This window comes from Pseudomonas sp. RIT-PI-o, assembly GCF_001297215.1.
GTDB classification, from domain to species: domain Bacteria; phylum Pseudomonadota; class Gammaproteobacteria; order Pseudomonadales; family Pseudomonadaceae; genus Aquipseudomonas; species Aquipseudomonas moraviensis_A.
On record NZ_LHPA01000044.1, the window covers coordinates 127,197 to 146,421 of the forward strand.

Annotated in this window: 16 protein-coding genes; 7 read left to right on the forward strand and 9 right to left on the reverse strand. The window is 61.3% G+C overall.

Annotated elements, in window-relative coordinates; genetic code table 11:
- Nucleotides 1-74 precede the first annotated feature (74 nt).
- The 4 genes from folE2 to AEQ63_RS24505 are packed head-to-tail and all read left to right on the forward strand — an operon-like array spanning nt 75 to nt 3,392.
- Entirely contained in the window at nt 75-971 is an 897-nt protein-coding gene (folE2, locus tag AEQ63_RS24490) for a GTP cyclohydrolase FolE2 (RefSeq protein WP_064365177.1), read from the forward strand.
- Complete coding sequence (locus AEQ63_RS24495; protein WP_064365178.1) at nt 968-1,636, forward strand: metal ABC transporter ATP-binding protein; 669 nt, start codon at nt 968-970, stop codon at nt 1,634-1,636. The genes folE2 and AEQ63_RS24495 overlap by 4 nt, the downstream gene beginning before the upstream one ends.
- Complete coding sequence (locus AEQ63_RS24500) at nt 1,636-2,505, forward strand: metal ABC transporter permease (RefSeq protein WP_064365179.1); 870 nt, start codon at nt 1,636-1,638, stop codon at nt 2,503-2,505. Before AEQ63_RS24495 ends, AEQ63_RS24500 begins: the two co-directional genes overlap by 1 nt.
- A gap of 11 nt (nt 2,506-2,516) precedes the next feature.
- Complete coding sequence (locus AEQ63_RS24505; RefSeq protein ID WP_064365180.1) at nt 2,517-3,392, forward strand: metal ABC transporter substrate-binding protein; 876 nt, start codon at nt 2,517-2,519, stop codon at nt 3,390-3,392.
- Nucleotides 3,393-3,475: 83 nt separating this feature from the next.
- Here AEQ63_RS24505 and AEQ63_RS24510 read toward each other — a convergent pair whose 3' ends face one another.
- Nucleotides 3,476-3,994 carry a DUF3617 domain-containing protein gene (locus AEQ63_RS24510; protein WP_042608032.1) on the reverse strand — a complete coding sequence of 173 codons (519 nt, stop codon included), beginning with the start codon at nt 3,992-3,994 and terminating at the stop codon, nt 3,476-3,478.
- 131 nt (nt 3,995-4,125) lie between these two features.
- On the opposite strand from AEQ63_RS24510, the gene cls reads away from it, so the two are divergent.
- Nucleotides 4,126-5,565 (forward strand): cardiolipin synthase, encoded by a 1,440-nt coding sequence (gene cls / locus AEQ63_RS24515; protein ID WP_064365181.1) that lies wholly within the window; start codon nt 4,126-4,128, stop codon nt 5,563-5,565.
- An 11-nt stretch (nt 5,566-5,576) separates the two neighbouring features.
- Here cls and cfaB read toward each other — a convergent pair whose 3' ends face one another.
- The 5 genes from cfaB to hflK (AEQ63_RS24540) form a co-directional block, all read right to left on the reverse strand.
- Nucleotides 5,577-6,764 (reverse strand): C17 cyclopropane fatty acid synthase CfaB, encoded by a 1,188-nt coding sequence (gene cfaB, locus AEQ63_RS24520; protein WP_064365182.1) that lies wholly within the window; start codon nt 6,762-6,764, stop codon nt 5,577-5,579.
- A 177-nt stretch (nt 6,765-6,941) separates the two neighbouring features.
- Nucleotides 6,942-8,852 (reverse strand): cation-translocating P-type ATPase, encoded by a 1,911-nt coding sequence (locus AEQ63_RS24525; RefSeq protein WP_064365183.1) that lies wholly within the window; start codon nt 8,850-8,852, stop codon nt 6,942-6,944.
- A complete protein-coding gene (gene hflK, locus AEQ63_RS24530; protein ID WP_064365184.1) occupies nt 8,849-9,898 on the reverse strand; it encodes a protease modulator HflK in 1,050 nt (349 codons plus the stop codon). The genes AEQ63_RS24525 and hflK (AEQ63_RS24530) overlap by 4 nt, the downstream gene beginning before the upstream one ends.
- Entirely contained in the window at nt 9,895-10,935 is a 1,041-nt protein-coding gene (gene hflC, locus AEQ63_RS24535) for a protease modulator HflC (protein ID WP_064365185.1), read from the reverse strand. Before hflC ends, hflK (AEQ63_RS24530) begins: the two co-directional genes overlap by 4 nt.
- A complete protein-coding gene (gene hflK, locus AEQ63_RS24540) occupies nt 10,932-12,893 on the reverse strand; it encodes a protease modulator HflK (RefSeq protein WP_064365186.1) in 1,962 nt (653 codons plus the stop codon). The genes hflC and hflK (AEQ63_RS24540) overlap by 4 nt, the downstream gene beginning before the upstream one ends.
- 202 nt (nt 12,894-13,095) lie before the next feature.
- Here hflK (AEQ63_RS24540) and lpdA point away from each other — a divergent pair, with 202 nt between their 5' ends.
- Nucleotides 13,096-14,496, forward strand: a complete 1,401-nt coding sequence (gene lpdA, locus AEQ63_RS24545; RefSeq protein WP_064365187.1) for a dihydrolipoyl dehydrogenase — start codon at nt 13,096-13,098, stop codon at nt 14,494-14,496.
- Nucleotides 14,497-14,597: 101 nt separating this feature from the next.
- On the opposite strand, the gene AEQ63_RS24550 is transcribed toward lpdA, so the two are convergent.
- Complete coding sequence (locus AEQ63_RS24550; RefSeq protein WP_024014870.1) at nt 14,598-15,071, reverse strand: Lrp/AsnC family transcriptional regulator; 474 nt, start codon at nt 15,069-15,071, stop codon at nt 14,598-14,600.
- Between the two features lie 143 nt (nt 15,072-15,214).
- Here AEQ63_RS24550 and AEQ63_RS24555 point away from each other — a divergent pair, with 143 nt between their 5' ends.
- Nucleotides 15,215-15,844, forward strand: coding sequence for a LysE family translocator (locus AEQ63_RS24555; protein WP_042608024.1), 630 nt, complete (start codon nt 15,215-15,217; stop codon nt 15,842-15,844).
- On the opposite strand, the gene AEQ63_RS24560 is transcribed toward AEQ63_RS24555, so the two are convergent.
- The gene (locus tag AEQ63_RS24560) at nt 15,841-17,976 is read right to left on the reverse strand and encodes a hypothetical protein (protein ID WP_064365188.1); all 2,136 of its coding nucleotides are present in this window, start codon (nt 17,974-17,976) and stop codon (nt 15,841-15,843) included. The genes AEQ63_RS24555 and AEQ63_RS24560 overlap by 4 nt on opposite strands.
- Complete coding sequence (locus tag AEQ63_RS24565) at nt 17,963-19,147, reverse strand: DUF3142 domain-containing protein (protein ID WP_064365189.1); 1,185 nt, start codon at nt 19,145-19,147, stop codon at nt 17,963-17,965. The genes AEQ63_RS24560 and AEQ63_RS24565 overlap by 14 nt, the downstream gene beginning before the upstream one ends.
- Nucleotides 19,148-19,225: the final 78 nt, after the last annotated feature.

The following is a 19,225-nucleotide window of genomic DNA, read 5'->3' on the forward strand; positions in this document are numbered from 1 at the left end:
TTTCATGAAAAAAGCTTCGCTGCATGCAGTGTTATAATGTAACGTAAAATGAGATCAACACGACGGTCTCAACCATGAACGCTCTTACGCTACCGGATATCGCCAACCAATCTGCACGCCAGGCATTGCCACTCGATTGGGTAGGCATGCGTGGGATTGCCCTACCTGTTTTGCTTGAAGGCCAACGCCTCAGTGCCAAAGTAGACGCTGGCGTGAGCCTTGATGATGGTGAAGCGCGCGGTATTCACATGTCGCGGTTGTACTTGGCACTCGATACGCTCGAACAGCGAAGCCTTTCCCCGGCGCTGTTGCGGGAAATACTCAAGCGTTTTCTGGCCAGTCATCAGGGTCTGTCTGACTGCGCATATCTGAACATTCATACTGACTTGCTACTCAAGCGACCCGCGCTGATCAGTCCCTTGGCAGGCTGGAAATCCTATCCGGCTACCATCTCAGCCAGCCTGAAACAGCGGATGTTCCACGTGGAACTAAAAGTCGAGGTGCCTTATTCCTCGACATGCCCGTGCTCCGCAGCCTTGGCAAGGCAATTGATCCAGCAGCAATTCGTCGACGATTTCGCCAATAAGTCTCTGCAGCACGCTGAGGTGTTGGCATGGCTCGGCTCAACCAAAGGGATCGTAGCGACACCGCATAGCCAACGCAGTTATGCGCAACTTCACCTGCATCTTGATGACTTCATCGATGAGCTTCCGCTGACCGCAATCATCAATGACGCCGAAGCCGCTCTCGGCACCGCCGTTCAGGCCGCCGTAAAACGCCCGGACGAGCAGGCCTTCGCTCTCGCCAACGGGCAAAATCTGATGTTCTGCGAAGACGCAGCCCGCCGTCTCAACCTGGCACTGCAGCGCACGCCGGGTATCAACCGATTCCATATCCGCGTGAGCCATGCCGAAAGCCTGCACGCTCACGACGCCGTTGCCGAGAGCAGTTGGCAGCGGGAGCAACCATGATCCGCTGCCAATCGCTGGTCTGGGGCGCGCCCGGACAACCGTTGACGACACCTCTGAGCCTGGAGTTCGAAAGCGCCAGCCTGACTGCCGTCATCGGCGCCAACGGCTGCGGCAAAAGCAGTTTGTTGAAAATCATCGCCGGATTGCAAAAGCCCTTGGCTGGCAAAGTCGAAATGGCTGTTCCACGGCAAAGCGGCATTTCCTTTCTGCCGCAACAGCAGCACCTGGATCGACAATTCCCGATCAGCCTCGAAGAACTAATCGCTGCAGGTTTCTGGGGTCGTCGGCTCTCGACTCAATTGCGCACGCAGCGCTTGAAAAACGCACTGGAAGACTGGCATTTGAGTGGACTTGAACAGCGTCCTTTGATGGCCCTGTCCGGCGGTGAATTACAGCGTGCGCTGCTCGCGCGATTGAGCCTCGCAGACGCCCCAGTGCTGTTGCTGGATGAACCGCATGCCGCACTCGATGAACTCGGGCAGCAATTGCTCTGGCAACACATTCACCATTGGCAGGCGCAGGGCCGAACACTGGTTGTGGTCTGCCATGACCTGGTCGCGGTGCGACAACATATTCCGCATACGCTGCTGATCAGAAACGGCCACTGCGTGTACGGGACCAGCCGAGAATTGATCCAGCCGACACCGTCCATGCGGGTGGCCTGATGCTCATCACCGTCAGCCATTTTTGGCAGCCCTTCAGCGAATTCGTATTCATGCGCCGCGCCTTGCTCGGCGGACTGGTGCTGGCATGCAGCACGGCGCCCTTGGGCGTGTTCCTGATTCTCAGGCGAATGAGCCTGATCGGCGACGCGGTGGCCCACGGCATTCTCCCCGGTGCAGCATTGGGATTCTGGTTCGCCGGTTTGAGCCTCCCTGCCCTTACGCTGGGTGGCCTCGGCGCCGGTCTGAGCATGTCCGGTCTCGCCGCCTGGATCACTCGGCGCACGGGCCTACGCGAAGACGCCAGCCTCGCCGCTGTCTATCCGATCTCACTGGCCAGCGGCGTGCTGATTCTTGGCATGGCCGGCAAACGCCTCGACCTTTTGCATTTGCTGTTCGGCTCTGCGTTGGCCGTGGACGGGCCGACGCTGACCGGCATGCTTTGGGTCTCGGCCCTCAGCCTCGTGGCCATGACCGCGATCTACAAAGCGTTGTTACTGGACACACTAGACCCGCTGTTCTTGCGCACGGTCAGCCGTCTCGGGCCGCTGGCCCATGCCGTGTTTCTCACTCTGGTCGTGCTGAATCTGGTGATCGGCTTTCAAGCCATCGGCGCACTGATGGTGGTCGGACTGATGATGCTGCCTGCGGCTGCCTCAAGGTTCTGGAGCCGCCGCCTCCCGGTACTGGTTGCTGTCGCCGCCGTCATGGGTTGCCTGTCGGTGTGGCTCGGCTTGCTGCTGTCGTTTTACTACTCGCTGCCTAGCGGCCCGGCCATCGTGCTGGTCGCCGGGGTCGGCTATCTGCTTTCAGTGGTGTTCGGGCCGGTTCACGGTTTGCTGCACCGTCCGCCCTTGCTCACATCCCAATGAGGTGTTTCCCGATGCGCGCTCTACTCGTGCTGTTCAGCCTGATGCTGTCGATGACGTTGTCGGCTGCCGAAAAACTGCCGGTGGTCACCAGCTTCAGCATCCTCGCCGACATGGTTCAGCAGGTCGGCGGCGAGCACGTGCAAATCACCAGCATGGTTGGCCCGGACGCCGATGCGCACACCTACGAGCCGACCCCGGACGATGCCAAGGCCCTGCTCAGGGCGCGGCTGATCATCAAGAACGGGCTCGGTTTCGAGCCTTGGCTGGATCGGCTGGTGACCAGCACCGACAGTAAGGCGACGGTGATCACTGCCAGTCGCGGGGTGATTCCACGTTCGCTCGATGAGGACGGCGAAACCGTGCCGGATCCACACGCCTGGCACAATCTGGCGAATGCTGAGTTGTATGTCGGCAACATCACCAAGGCACTGGTCACTGCCGACCCGGCCAACAAGGCCGACTACGAGCGCAACAGCCAGAACTATCTCAAACAGATCTACGCGCTGCTCGCCGAAGCCAAAAACAAACTCGGGGCGCTGCCACCAGGCAACCGCAAGATCGTTACCAGCCACGATGCGTTCGGCTACCTCGGCCAGGCCTATGGCATCGACTTTCTGGCGCCGCAGGGGTTGTCCACCGAACGCGAACCGTCGGCTGTTGAAGTCGCAGCGTTGATCACGCAGATTCGCCGGACCAGAGTCAAAGCGGTGTTTATGGAGAACATCAAGGACGCGCGTCTGCTCAAGCAGATCGCGGATGAAAGCGGCGCGCACATCGGTGGCACGCTGTATTCGGATGCGCTGGCGGCGAGTGGCCCGGCGAGCACCTTTACCGGGCTGTTCGAATACAACCTCAATACGCTGTACAAGGCGTTGAGTCAGCCATGACCTGAGGCGAACTTCCGATCTATTCGCGAGCAGGCTCGCTCCCACAGTTGGAATGGGTTCCAGCTGTGGGAGTCGCAGAGGTTTTAAGCGCGGGGTTTAACGGTGCCGCAATCCTGACCCAGCCACACCGCACGGGTTTCCAGGCTGCCCTTCTGGTTGATGCCGATGGCGTTGAAGGTGCCATTGGCGACGGTGGTAAATTCGCGGTCACTGAGGAATGTCGCTACGCCGGTGCCCTGGGCCTTCGGGCAGCTGAAGCGGAATTTCCATTGGTTGCCGGTACGCTCGGTGATCTGCTGCTTGCAGCCCGATTGCGGATCGGCCAACGGGATATCGTTGGTCGCCACTTGCTGTGGCGTCAGGCAGGCGCGGATGCCTTTACCGCCGATATTGATGCCGTTCTTTTCCAGCGCCGCCCGCTGCTGTGGGGTGATCTGGCCCTGAATCTGGCCAAGGATCGATTGCACGTCCATGGCCTGGTCATCGACCTTCAGATTGCTTGAAGTCATCTCCCACAACCCCGGCTGCAGCATTTGCGCCTGCGCAACCACCGGTAATGCCAAACCCAGGCCCAGCGCCAAACCCAGCAGACGAACGTTCATCGAGAAACTCCTGATCAGTTGTGGCCGTTAGACGCCGGCCGGTTGCGTCGGTTCATGCACCGATTAAATAGAGACATTCGCAGCAGAACATGGTCTGTTAAGCATTGCATCTCGCGGAGCAAGGCTGCCCCATGGATTTTTTCGGACCGCATATTTTCGGTTACCTGATCGCCCTGTTGCACACACTCGGTTCGATCGCTGCGATCCATGCAGTGCTTACCGTGCGCACCGCACAAGGCTCGATCGCCTGGGCATTGTCGCTGATCTTCATTCCCTACCTCACGCTTATTCCGTACCTGGTGTTCGGTCGCAGCACCTTCGATGGTTACATCAAGGCGCGGCGCCAGGCCAACGAGCAGATGCGCTTGGCGATATCCGAACTGAACTGGCGCCCGTGGGTGGAAGAAGCCTTGGCCGCCCGGGCCTCAAGCGCCTACGCCTCATTACGTGCGATGCCGAAACTGGGGCGCATGCCGTGCCTGGCGAATAACGAAGTGCAACTGCTGGTGAACGGCACGGCGACCTTCGAGGCGATTTTTCAGGCGATCGAACAAGCGAAGGAAGCAGTGCTCATCCAGTTCTTCATCATCCACGATGATCGCCTCGGCCAGCGCTTGCGTGATGTGCTGTTGAAGAAAGCCGCCGAAGGGGTGTCCATTCACTTGCTCTACGACCGCATTGGCAGTCATGCCCTGCCCCATCACTACGCGCAGGCGTTGCGCGATGGTGGTGTCGAGGTCAAAGCCTTTGCTACGCGCAGTGGCTGGCTCAACCGCTTTCAGGTGAATTTCCGTAACCACCGCAAAATCGTCGTGGTCGATGGCGTGGTCGGCTTTGTCGGCGGGCATAACGTCGGCGACGAATACATGGGCGAGAAACCGCCGCTGGCGCCCTGGCGCGATACCCACGTCAAAGTACGCGGGCCGGTGGTGGCGTGTATGCAGGAATCGTTCGCCGAAGACTGGTTCTGGGCCGCACGCACTTTGCCGCCGTTGATTCTGCCGGATGAGTACCCGGCGGACGGCGTGCTCTGTCAATTGCTCGCCAGCGGCCCGGCCGATGCCTACGAAACCTGCTCGCTGTTTTTCGTCGAAGCCATTCACGCGGCGACGCAGCGGGTATGGATCACCAGCCCATATTTCGTCCCGGACGAAGCCGTCTTCGCTGCCCTGAGGCTGGCGGTTTTGCGTGGGGTCGATGTGCGCCTGCTGTTGCCGTCGCGGCCGGATCACAGAATCGTCTATGCAGCGTCCAGCCTGTATGCGTTTGAAGCGGTGCGGGCCGGCGTCCGGGTGTTCCGCTATCGACCGGGCTTCCTCCATCAGAAAGTGGTGTTGATCGACAGCGAGATCAGCGCCATCGGCAGCGCCAATCTGGATAACCGCTCGTTCCGCCTGAACTTCGAAGTGATGCTACTCACCGTCGACAGCGCGTTCGCCGCCGCTGTGGAACACATGCTAAATGATGATTTCGCTCAGGCCGATGAAGTAGCCAAAGAAGAAAGCCGGGAGATCCACCGCCTGCAACAGGTCGGCATGCGGATCGCCCGGCTGATTTCGCCGATACTTTGAACGTCCCGGTCTCAGGGGTTGTAGATGTCGTCGCGGGTCCAGGGCAGTTCGTGGCTGCCATCCGGGTGCGCTTTCACGGCAAGGATCTGATGCAGATTGATCCAGCCTCGGGCGAAAGCATAAGCGCAGCCGGCCAGGTACAGACGCCAGATCCGCAGCGCCTGCTCCGGTACCAGTTTCGCCGCAGCTTCGAGGTTGTCCTCCAGCCGCTCGCTCCAGTGATCAAGCGTACGTGCGTAATGCAGACGCAGACTCTCGACATCAACGATCTCCAGCCCTGCTTCACTGATCTGGGCGGAGATCATCGCCAGATGCGGCAACTCGCCGTTGGGGAACACGTATTTCTCGATGAAATCTCCGGCACCGCGCCCAACCGGGCGGCCATCGGTGTGCTTGGCGGTGATCCCGTGGTTCATCACCAGACCACCCTCCTTCACCGCACCGAACAATGTTTTGCAGTACTCGGCGAGATTGGCGTGGCCGACGTGTTCGAACATGCCAACGCTTACGACTTTGTCAAAACGACCGTCCTGCGGCAGATCGCGATAATCGAGCAACTGCAGTTCGACCTGATCTTCCAGGCCTTCGGCTTTGACCCGCTCCTGCGCGAGCGCTAATTGTTCCTTGCTCAAGGTAATACCGAACACCTTCACGCCGAACTCTCGCGCCGCGTACCGCGCCAGACCGCCCCAACCACAGCCGACATCTAGCAGATACTCACCCGGCTGCAGGCGCAGCTTGCGGCACAAATGGCGGAATTTGGCTTGCTGAGCCTGTTCGAGAGTTTCGCTGCCGGTTTCGAAATAGGCACAGGAATAGGCCATGTCGCTGTCCAGCCAGAGCTGGTAGAACGCATTCGACAGGTCGTAATGGTAGGAAATGGCTTTGGCGTCGGTGTCCTTGTCGTGATGCGCACGCACCGGTTGACTGCCTTCGTCTTCGTCGAGCAGCGCACTGCTCAACTCGTCACAGACGCGGATGACTTCGCTGATCGAGCCCTCCAGTTCCAGCTTGCCCTCGACGAACGCCGCACCCAGCGCATCCAGGCTCGGGTGGGTAAACTGGGTGACCATCTGCGGGTCCTTGACCACGATGGTCACGCTGGGCGCCGGGCCCAGGTTGAACTCGTGGCCATCCCAGAGTCGCAGGCGCAGTGGGAGCTGCAGGTTCTGTAAGGCCGGTGGAAGTTGCGCGAGCATGGAAAATCCCCCCTTGTTTCAGACGTCTGATCTGAGGGTAGACCAACCTGGAAAAATAGCAGGCTATCGATTCGATTAGCCTTGTCTATCATTACCGGCGCCGCGGCTGCACGCCAGACACCACGCGCCTTACGACAGATGACTGTGTTTGCAGCCTGCGGTTCGATGAATTTTCTTTCATCTCTCCTGAGCATCTGCCTTGAGCAAAGGCTCTTGAAAGCGCAGCAAACGTCCGGCGTTGCCCAACACCAACAGGGTGCTCAGATTGTGCAGCAGGGCCGCAATCATCGCCCCAGCCGCGCCGAGCCAGCCGAAAGCTGCAAAAACCACAATTGCCAGCGTCCAGCCCAGGCCGATCACCACATTGACCTGCAAGGTACGCCGGCACTGACGGCTCAAGCGGATGCAAGTACCGAGGCGACGCAAATCGCTGCCGATCAAGACGATGTCTGCCGACGCAAGAGCAATGTCGGCGCCACCAGCGCCCATCGCCACGCCGACCACACCGGCCTTGAGCGCGAGGGAATCGTTGATACCGTCGCCAACCACCATCGGGCGGAAGCCGTGATCGATTTCCTTGAGCACTCGATTGAGCTTGTCCTCGGGAAGCGCTTGCGCCTGGACTTCGTTGAGTCCGACTTCTTGCGCCAGGGTTCGGGCCACACTCTGACGATCACCGGTCAGCAGCAGTTGTCGACCCAGCCCCAGCTCGCGCAGTTCGCTCAAGGCAAAGCGTGCTTCAGGTTTGATGCTGTCAGCGAGCAACAGCCATGCGAGGAATTCACCGTGCAAAGCCAGACCCGCGATCGGGCCGTCGTGTTCAGGAACAAGGGTCGTTGTGATACCCAGCTGCGCGAATAATTCAGGCCGACCGAGCGCAGCTTCGCCCTTCTCTGTCATCGCCACTACACCCAAGCCTTGGCGCTCATGGATATTGGTTAGAGGCCAATAGGCTTGCTGATCGACCAATCCAGAGAGCGCCCGGCTCACCGGATGACTGCTCGCCGCGCCAAGACTGGCGGCCAGCTCCGGCACTTCGCCGGCGTCCGCGTTCAGGCTGGCGATCGACTGCAAACGCAAAGTGCCGTAAGTCAGCGTGCCGGTCTTGTCGACCACCAGCGAGGTCAGATCGGCGAGTTCTTCAAGGAACGCCGAGCTGCGAATCAGAATCCCATGGCGCGCGGCGACGGCGACACCGGCAATCGCCGTGGCCGGGGCAGACAGCACCAGCGCACAGGGACACGCCGCCACCAGCACCGCGAGCATCGCCTGGGCATCATTGGTGACGAACCAGGTCACCGCCGCCAGCAGCAACACCAGCACCATGTAACTACCAGCGTAGCGTTCGAGCAAACGGGTGATCGGCGGTTTCGAGCGTTCGGCGTTTTGCATCAGAGCGATGACTTTGCCCAAGGTCGATTCGCCGCCAGTGCGGGTGACTTCGATGCGCAGCAATCCATCGAGGTTGATCGCACCGCCGAAGACCGGCATGCCGAGGCCAGCTTCCACCGGCACCGACTCACCGGTAATCGACGCGGTGTCGAGGCTCGCCTGCCCGGATAACACACGACCGTCCGCCGGTACCCGATCGCCGGCCCGCACTTCGACGATATCGCCAGTGCTGAGCGTGCCGTTGTCCACTTCGATGATCGAGCCGTCTGCTTGCAGCGTGCGCGCATGGCTGCGGGTCAACTGGCCGAGTGCGTGAATCGCTTCCTGGGAACCGATGACGCTGCGCTCTTCCAGCACATGGCCGAAGATCATGATGATCGGCAACAACGCTGCGGTGAGCAGATCGCCGGTCGCCCAGGCACCGAGCATGGCCAGCGCGATCAACTGATCGGTGATGCCATGCAGGCTGGGGTAACGCAGGCTGTACCACGCCGAACGCATCACCGGGACCGCTACCAATAAAGAAGCAGAACCGAGCAATAACTGACTGACACCTACCTGCTCCGGTAGCATCCAGCGCCAGACCAGCCCCAGACCCAACAGCCCGAGCGCGAGCATCGCCAGGGTCAATTGGCGCGCGGCGCGGCGTTGTTCGGCCGAGGACAACAGACTCGGAGCTGCGGTGGTCGCCGTCATTGACTGGCTCCTTGAATGATCAACCGGGAATCGTCTTTCGGGTTAACAGTGGTGACCGACCCGGCCTGGCCGAGAATCTTTGGCACGCGTTCGCGATACAGACGCAGGAGCATTTGCGGGTCGGCAGACGTGGCCAGACTCGAGACAGTTGCGGTATTGGCCGAGGCTTTGGCGATGCGCTCACCCGCCTGCGCGTGGGCCACTTGCAGCGTACGGTCGGCCTGTTCGTTGGCAGATTGAGTGAGTTTTTCTGCCTCGGTACGCGCGTTGGCTACCGCTTTATCGGCCTGCTGACTGGCGGTCAGAACCGCGTTGAAGGCACTGACCGCCGGTTCCGGCAGGCTCGATTGCACATCCACCCGCGACACCTGGATGCCGATGCCCTGCCCGCTCGCTTTCAGCTCAGCGATACGCGCGTTGATGCCTTGCACCAGATCACCGCGCAATCGCTCGCGACGCTCGGCCGCCTGATTGTCGGCGCCCACCAGCTCCGGACGAGCGACCAGAATAGTGTCGAGATCCCGCGCGGCGGACAGCGCCACCGCACTGCCTGTCACCACCCGGTCGAGCGCCGGCAGCACATGCTCGCCCTGCAACACGAACGCATAGGGATCGGAGACCTGGTAAAACACTCGCACGTCCAGTTGCACCACGCCGGCATCCCCGGTTAATAAATAACCAGACCCGGCGAGAGCATCGCTCAATGGCGTGGCGAAAGAAGCCACACGATCAGCCTTCAGCGCCTCGTCACTGCGCAACAGATTTTCCACCCGACGCTCGATTACCCGATCCGCCGCTGGCAACAGAATTACCTGTTCAAAGGGTTGCGGCCATGCCCATAACAGACCTGCATTCTGCACGCGATCCAGCGCCCCAAAGTGCAGCACCACGGCGCGGTTCTGCGGATCGATCTGCCGCACATTCGAGCACGCCCACGCCAAGGCGGCCAACACGGTTACCGCGTAAAGGGCGATAAACGCCAGACGCCCCGCCTGAATCCACGGACTGTTCAACGCATGTGTTCCACGTGGAACTTGTTCATTCATGGTTGCGATCCGGATTTGCTGTCGAGACTCGGGGGGCCATCGACCAGCACGCGGAACGGCGCGGCATCAGTGCGCAGAATCAGTTTGGTTTCCGGTGTGACAATGGTGCCGAGGGTATCGAGCGAGCGCAGCAGGTTGTACAGGTGCGGCGAGCTGGCGTAGGCGCGACCATAAATCTGCGCAGCCTCTACCCGTGACTGCGCTTCGATGTCGGCGGCTTTTACCGTGGCATCGGCTTGGACAATTCGCGCATCGCGTTCGGCAGCGGAGCGGATCTGCGCCGCCTCGCGTTTGCCGATCGCTGTGCGTTCGGTGGCGATGGTTTCACGCTCGGCGCGCATACGATCGACCGTTGCACTGAGCGTGACCGAAGGTAACGTCAGCCGCTCAATGCCGACTTGCACCACACGCACTCCATAAGTGGCGAGCAATTGTTGAGCGATCTGCTGACGCAACTGCGCTTCAAAATCGCTGATGTGCACTTGGCTGGCATCGGTGTTGACCAGATCGGCCAGGTCGAAACTGCTGGCCGTGGTTTCCAGGGCCGAGCCGACAAAGGTACGAATCTGCCGGGCCGCTTCGTCCGGCTGATTCTGCACTGCACGCATGAAGCGCTGCACGTGTTCAGGATCACCCTGCACCTGCCACGCCACATACGCTTGAACGATGATGCGCAAACCGTCCCGAGTACCGACATCCTGCAAACCGCTGGAGGTCGTCCGCAGACGCAAGTCCACCGGAATTGCCGCCTCGAACGGCGCAGGCCAGCGCCAGCTCAATCCGGGATCAAGCAAGACCCGCGAGGGATTACCGAAACGGGTGATGACCGTGGCTTCGCCGGAGCGGACTTGCACCAGACTCGCGGCAGCGATGGCAAACGCCACCAGCAACGCCGCCCAACCCATGCGTCGCCATGGAAATGGCCCGGCGTCTTCGGCATCGCCATGATGGTGATGACCATGGTGATGGTGATGCCCGCCGTGGCCATGGTCGTGGCCGCGGTGGTCGTGAACGTCATGCACAGGCGACTGGCTCAATGGGTGGCTCCTGGTTGAGCGTTGATACGTGCGGGCGACGGATCAGCCGGCAGCGTGAAAGTGCGCAGATCGATGGTTGGCGCATTGGCGCTGCCGCCGAGTCGATGATCGAGTACCAGCAACCTGGTCTTACTCAAGCCCTGACTGAGCTGGCTGAGGTATTGCTCCAGCACGAAGGCCTGGCCGGCACTGGCGAAGGCTTTCTGTTCGGCACTGAATTTCAGGTTGGCGGTTTGCGCGGCGGCGTTGATCTCCCGCGCGTTTGCCGTTGCCTGGTCGCGAACCGTGCTCGCCTGCAACTGCGCTTCGTTGCTGGCCTGCGCAGCCGCCCCGCGTTCGCGAGCGATCAACGCCTGGGCGCCGATCTGCGCCGCTTGCACACTGTGGTAGGCATTCGCCGCGCCGGCCGGTGGATGGATTGCTTCAACAACGGTGGCGAGGATCTCCACACCGCTGTTCAGTTGGTTCAGATCACTTTGCACCGCGCGACCGATTTCCTCGGCAAGCCCTGCCCTATCGTCGCCGAGCAATCCGTCGAGGGTACGCGAGGCGAAATCGTGAACCAGAATGCGACTGGCAGTGGTGCGGAGCAGCGTCGGTACATCGGCGCTGTTATAGGTCGCAGCAAGCGCCGCCTCGTCGTTCAGACCGATGCGGTAAACAAAGCGCACGTCCATGTTGACGATCTGCAACCCCTGTTGCGCGTCGCGGCTGCTGGCAATGACCTGGGATTTGTCATTGACGTGGCTGGCGTCCCACAAACGGTTGGCGGTCAGCGGTGCCGGGCCTTCAGCGGAATCGGACTGCACGGCCAACGGCTTGTCGCCGACGCTGGTTGCCAGTTCGTGGACGACGCCGTTTTCAACGCTCAGCACGCGCCCCAACGGCCAAGGCAATCCGGCGTGCAAACCTGGGCCGAACACCTGCTCCGGTTTACCGAAGCGCTCATAGATGCCGCGACCTTGCAGAGGGATTTCATGTAAGCCGGTCAGCATCCAACCGACCAGTGCGACCACTGACATCACTGGCAACAGGGCCCGGCGCATGTAACTGAACGCCCAGATCTGGCGCAGATCGATGCCGAAACGGTTGTGCATTTCATGCTGCAGCGCCAGCCACGGTTGCGGCGGCCAGCGCAGCATATCGGCGATAAAACTGCGCGCCAGCAGGGTCGGTTCGAGTTGTTCGCGGCGCGGGCTGAAGAATGACAGCACCGCGCGCAACAACAGTTCGATGGCAACCAACATCGGCAGAATCGCGCTGAGCACCGCGATGCGAACTGGCCAGACCGCGTGTTCACTGGCGAACAGCAGACACAGTGCACCGATCAGAAGCGAGAAGATCACCACCCGGGCCAGTTGCGCGAGCGCCGCCGCTTCCGGCCATTGCGCCGGCGGCTCCTGTGCCAGGTGCCGCTCCAGCACCAGCAAGGCGAACGCCATCAACAACGCCAATGCCGCACCGATGCTCGCCGAAATACCCAACGCCGCTGTGGGTAACGCCAGATTCCATACTTGCTCGATACTGAGCAGGACCAGCAACGCCCAGCCGCCGAGCCACAACGTCGGCGCGCCGATTTGTCCGAGCAGATGCCGGCTGCGCTGATTCAGGCGCTCCAGAAGCCTTTCGTACCAGCCATCGGCTGTGGCGCCCTCCTCCACAACTGCCGGTTGCGAACTCAACGGATGCAGTACTCGCGCGCGCCATTGCGTCACCCACCAGGCCGATTGCAACCCGGCGACGAGCACCAGCAACGCTGCGCTTTGATTGATCAACAATGGCAACCACAGTGATCGTGGCGCAAACAGGCCGACGAAAAACGCCAACACCCAGCCCACCGCTGCAAATCCACCGAGGCCATAAGCCAGCCGACGCAACTGGCGTCCCTGCGCGGCTGCTTGCTGAAAGCGCGGCAGCCCGGTCACTGGCGTGGCGTCCAACTCAAGATCGACTTGCATATCACCCCGACTACATTGGTCTTGACGTTACGATATAACGAAGGCTGTGAAATATTCGTACACAATTGCACTTATTCAAAGACGCCGAAGCTGTCGCTTGCCTGAAGCCTTGACCGAAATGTTCGGCAACGCTCATATTACGCACATAATTTTTATCGCAGCTAATCTTGGCTATCCCCATCGAGCAATCTGGAGCAAGCGCATGAGCAACTATGACGTGGTGATTCTGGGCGGTGGCCCCGGTGGATATAACGCGGCCATCCGCGCCGGTCAGCTCGGCCTTAAAGCCGCTTGCGTCGAAGGGCGATCGACGCTGGGCGGCACCTGTCTGAACGTCGGTTGCATGCCGTCCAAAGCCTTGCTGCACGCTTCGGAACTGTACGCCGCTGCGGCGGGTACGGAATTCGCCAACCTCGGCATCGAGGTCAAACCGACGCTGAACCTGGCGCAGATGATGAAACAGAAAGACGAAAGCGTCGCCGGCCTGACCAAGGGCATCGAGTTTCTGTTCCGCAAGAACAAGGTCGACTGGATCAAGGGCTGGGGCCATATCGACGGCCCGGGCAAGGTCACGGTGACCGACGCTCAGGGCAATAAGACCGAGCTCAGCGCCAAGGACATCATCATTGCCACCGGCTCCGAGCCCACTCCCCTGCCCGGGGTCGAGATCGACAACCAGCGTATCCTCGATTCCACCGGCGCGCTGTCGCTCAGTGAAGTGCCCAGGCATCTGGTGGTGATTGGCGCCGGAGTGATCGGCCTGGAGCTGGGTTCGGTATGGCGGCGACTCGGCGCGCAGGTCACCGTGGTCGAATACCTTGATCGTATCTGCCCCGGCGTCGATGGCGAGGCCGGCAAAACCTTGCAAAGCGCGCTGAGCAAACAAGGCATTGCCTTCAAATTGAGCTCGAAGGTCACCAGCGCCACCAGCTCCGCTTCAGGCGTGCAGCTTAGCGTCGAACCTGCCGCAGGCGGCGCTGCTGAACTGATCGAAGCCGACTATGTGCTGGTGGCCATCGGGCGCCGGCCGTACACCCAAAGCCTGGGTCTGGAGAATGTCGGCCTGAGCACCGACAAACGCGGCATGCTCGCCAACAAGCAACATCGCACCGAAGCCGCCGGGATCTGGGTGATTGGCGACGTCACGTCCGGGCCGATGCTCGCGCACAAGGCCGAAGACGAAGCCATGGCCTGCGTCGAACAGATCCACGGCAAGGCCGGCGAGGTCAATTACGCGCTGATTCCCAACGTCATCTACACCCAGCCGGAACTGGCCAGTGTCGGCCTGACCGAAGAACAGCTCAAGGCCGAAGGGCGCGCCTACAAGGTCGGCAAGTTTCCCTTCACTGCCAACAGCCGGGCGAAGATCAATCACGAAACAGAAGGCTTTGCCAAAGTCCTCGCCGACGAGCGCACGGACGAAGTGCTCGGCGTGCACCTCGTTGGCCCGAGCGTTAGCGAGATGATCGGCGAGTTTTGTGTGGCGATGGAGTTCAGCGCCTCGGCCGAGGACATCGCCCTGACCTGCCATCCGCACCCGACGCGCTCGGAAGCTTTGCGTCAGGCAGCGATGAATGTCGAAGGGATGGCGACGCAGATGTAAATCTCCAAGTCTTGCGCGCTCCTTCGCGAGCAGGCTCGCTCCCACATTGGAATGCGTTACCCCTGTGGGAGCGAGCCTGCTCGCGAATGGCGTCACCCGGTCTACAGCGGCAGATGTCCCAACGGCAACGCCCCCGGCGCTTTCACTGTGTGAATGGCAAAGTTGCTGCGAATATCGCTCACCCCCGGCAGCTTCAGCAGATGCGCGCTGACAAAGCGGTCGTAAGCGCGCAAGTCTGGCACCACCACTTGCAACAGGAAATCCGACTCCCCGGACACCAGAAACGCTGAGACCACCTCAGGCAACGCAGTGACAGCGGCATAAAAAGCCTCGGCGCGTTCTTCGTTATGCCGCTCGACCTTGACCCCGACAAACACCGTCAGCCCCAGCCCGACTTCATCTCGATCGAGATTGGCCTGGTAGCCGCGGATCACTCCTGCTTCTTCAAGCATGCGCACCCGCCGCAGGCAGGGCGAGGCTGACAGGCCGATTTCCTCCGCCAGCTCGACGTTGCTCAGGCGGCCGTTGCGCTGCAGCGCTGCGAGAATCTTGCGGTCATAGGCGTCAAGTTTCATCTTTGGCAGATTCCGATAGTTACGCGCTGGAAAACCAGCAGGTTATGCCAAACACAGGGGATTTTGAAGCTGACTACGCAAGCACCTGCCCCGCCCTCTCGCTCTAGACTGGCGCGACCAAATCGACAATGAGAGGGCGCGACGTGGCAAGTCTCTGGCTGTTTATCCTGACCCTGGCTGTGGTGCTTCTATTGCCGGGGCCGGACATGATCCTGCTCTTGCAAACCGGTGCGCGGCAGGGTCGCGGCGCTGCCTTGGCCACAGCCGTGGGCCTGGCCATCGCACGGGCCTGTCATGTGGCGTTGGCGGCGCTGGGGCTGGCAGCGCTGTTCAAAACGGCACCGTGGACGTTTGATGTGGTGCGCATCGCGGGTGCGGCGTACCTGCTGTGGATCGGCATTCAATGTTTTCGCAGCTCGCTGGTGCCGAGCCTGCAATCCCAAGAGCGAGCACCTGCACACGGCCACTGGCGCGAAGCGATCCAGCGCGGCCTGCTGACCAACCTGCTCAACCCCAAGGCCTTGCTGTTCTGCTCGGTGCTGCTGCCGCAATTCATCGTCAGTCACGGCGCGCCGGTGTTGAGCCAGTTCGCCGTACTTGGCCTGGTGCTGGTCAGCGTCGGCCTGCTGTTTGACAGTGTTGTCGCCCTGACCGGCGCGGCACTGGGCCGTTGGCTGCAACACAGTCCAACAGCCCAGCGCGTTCAGCAATGGCTGTTCGGCAGCCTGTTGATCGGCTTCGCCGTACGCCTGAGCTTCCTTCAGCAGGCTTAAACCTGGCGCCCCTTGCGTTGACGACGGGTGATCAACACAAGCGCGGCAAAAGCGACCAGCACCATCGCGCCAATCTGCACCGGCCACTTGTAAGGTCGCAGCGTCGCACGCACCGCGTCGGTCACTTGGGTGACGTAGCGCTTGTCGGCATTTTCGAAGTCCGGGTACGGGCATTGATTGCCGAAGTCTTGCGCCCACGCCACGTAAGGACCTTCTTTGACGTAGCGCTGATACAGCGCACTCTGGTCTGCAAGGCTGCTGTTCCAGCCGGCAGCGTTGCACAGCACCGCGGCAAATGCCTGGCTGGTGTGCGGCAGGTGATCGGCGGCGCGACTGGCCAATGCCGTGGCGACAAAACGATAGTGATAACGCTGATCCGGTTGCGCGGCGGTGGCCTGCTGGCGTTGGACTTCCGCTGCGGAAATCAGCGCGCCGACATCCAGCTTCGTGCTCTCCAGCGTGTAGCTGCCGCCGAATGTGGCGTAATCAGGCGCCATCTCATAACCGAGGATGTCCATGCCCCACTCCCGGGCTGTCCATGCGGCGTTGTACAACGCACTGGCGCGTTTGCTCGGCCACCATGCCGCCTCGGCCTTGAGCCGTTGCTCGCCATAGAGCCGGGCCTTGTGCTGTAGATCGTCACTGGCAAAGTAACTGACCGCTTCCTCGTAACGTCCATCACGCAGCAACCGTCGACCGAGCAGATTGCGCAGATTGGCGGCCACCGACAGCGGCACGTAGTTATCGCGTTCCTGCTGCGTCAATGGCGGCGGCGCCGGCACGTTCTCATCAACATACTGTTTAAGCTCATCGATCGTCAGCACCCGCTCGGCAACGGTGGCGGCATCGAACCAGTAAATGCTGTTGCTGCGGTACAACTGGACAAAGGCTTGCAGGTATTCGCCGCGTTGCAACGCCAGGATCGCGCTTTCGCCCTCGACCCGGCATTTTGGCTGCACGGTTTCAAACGCCCAGTCCGGTGTGCGGCGATAACCCCAGTCTTCGTTCTGCGGGAAAGCCTGGGCAGCTTTGGCGTAGGCTGCCGCGGCGGCAGTCGTGTCGCCATCACGCACCGCCAGTTTTGCCCGCAACCACCAAGCGAGCCCGCCGTCCCCGGCATTTTCCAGGAAGGCCTTGGCAGACGCGTAATCGCCCTGTTGATAACTCATTGCCGCCAATCGATCGGCATTGTCGAGGCTGCCACGTGTGCTGGTCTGCAGCAGTGTTACCAGTTTCTTTTCGTTCGGCGGCTGTTCACCGAATGACCAGCCCTGACGACTGACCAGCGACGCCGTGACCAGTTGCTGCACCGCTGGCTGCTGCAGCAGCTTCGCCAGTTGGGCTTGGGGCAATTCAGCCAGTTCGTTCATCAGTTGCTTGAGCGAGGTGTAACCGACCGCCGAGCCGTGCAGGTTCTGCGCTTCGTACAGTTCGATGGCGCCGCTCCAGTCACCCGCGCTGCGCAACACCCGCGCTTCTTCACCGAGGCTGGCAACGCCCAGTTCCAGCGGATCGCTGAAGCCATCGATGCTCAGCTGCCGGGCCTGACGAAAGGCAGCGCGCGCCTGTTCCAGCGCTTCGATACGGTCATGCGCCTCGGTGCTCATGGCGAAAGCGATGCGCCCCAGGGAATACGCCGCCCAGGTACTGCGCAACGGACGCTGCTCTGCCGGCAGCGCCAGCACCTTGTTGAAATAATCCGTGGCCGATTGCTGATCGCCGCTGGCAAAGGCCACTGCGCCGGCGACGTACAAACGGATTTCCGCCGGCAGACCGGCGCCCTGCTCGTCAGCCTGACGCGCGTCGTTGAGCCCGCGCAAGCGCTTGACCAAGGCTTGCTGCTCGGCGCTCAGGCCGACCTGTTCAGCCTGTTCCCGTGCCAGCTCCGACGCGTTGTCTTCGGCGTAATCGTTGGGGTTATGGGTCGCGGCGGTGACATTTTTCAGCCCGGCAATGGTTTTGCCGAGGCGACTGATTTCGAAGCTGAAGCTGCCTTCGGGCAAATCGGCCAACGTCTGCGCGCGATTGTCGAGCAGGCGCATCGGGAAGTCCGGGCCGCAGGCCAACGCCGAGCCCAGCGGCAGGCTGAGGCTCAGGCACAGCAGATGGCGGGGCCAGTTACGGGTCAACATGCGAACCTCCTTGATCAATATATGCACAACGCGCCCAACCGATAGCGCGCTGCCCGCCCGCCGGCAAGCGGCCGTCACGCAGGCGGGTGAAGGTAAGCAGATTGGCACTTTGTTGCAACGAGTAACCGGCGAGCGCATCGGCGCCAGCACAGTCCTGCACCTTCAGCGTGATTTGCGCGGGCCATGGGCTGTCGAGATTGCCGCGGTTTTCGAGCTGAATGTCATAGAGTCCGGCCTGCTCTTTGAGCGACAGGCCGAAATGACTGCTGAGCAAATCACCTCGAGCCACTGCGCGTAGAGTCGTCAGGCTCCAGGCGCGACGGTCGTTGGCCAGCGGCAGACGAAACCAGATCAGCCCGGCGAGATGCTCGGGCGGGTCGTCGCGCAAGGTCTTGGCCAATTGGCTGAGTTGCAGCGGATCGGCGAGCAGCTCCCGGCGCTGTCCGCCGCGCTCGAGTTGCACTTCGCTTTCCACCACCGGCGCACCACCGTCAGTTGCCAACAGCGCAACGCCATAAGCCGGCAGCGCCAGATAGAACGGTTTGTCGCTGGCACGTGCCCAGGCCTTGGCCCACTTCAAGGCCTGTTGTGGATCAAACAGACCTCGTCGCGGATCGCTCACCGCGTGAACCTGCAGCACGCTGCTGTCGACGCTCTGCAACAGTGCCGGCAGCCGAGGGCTGTCGAGCCAGGCCGGCAGCGCGGTGATGCTCAGAGGCAGAGATGGCGGCAAGACGGAGCGTAGATGCTTGAGGAAGGCAGCGTATGCGGGCAGCCGTGCATTGCCGGCATCGTGGTCGATCTCGACGCCGCTCAGCGTGAGGCCCCGCGCCTGCCAGTCGGCGATGACTTGCAGAATCTGCGCGGTGACCTGCTCCTGATCCAGCGATCGAAGTTGACCGTCGAGGCGAACCACCGCGATCAAAGGTCGGCCATCCGCTTTCAGTAACGCTGGATCGACCTGCGCCCTGCTCCAACGGGTACCGGGAAAACCCTGCAATGCCAGCACCCGCAACGTCGAGAAGTCACTGCGACTGTCGCTCAATGCCGGCGCGTGCGCGGACGTCCATTGGCGCTGCCAGACGTAGAGTTGCTGGTCCAGGGCAGGTGCGACGTGTTGCTCGCAACCCGCAAGCAAGACGCCAAGCAACAGACCCACAATAAACCGCATACCCTGAAAATCCCTGAGACCACAAGCCGCAAGGTTACACAAAAACCCCGTAGGAGCCGACGAATGAAACGAGGCTGC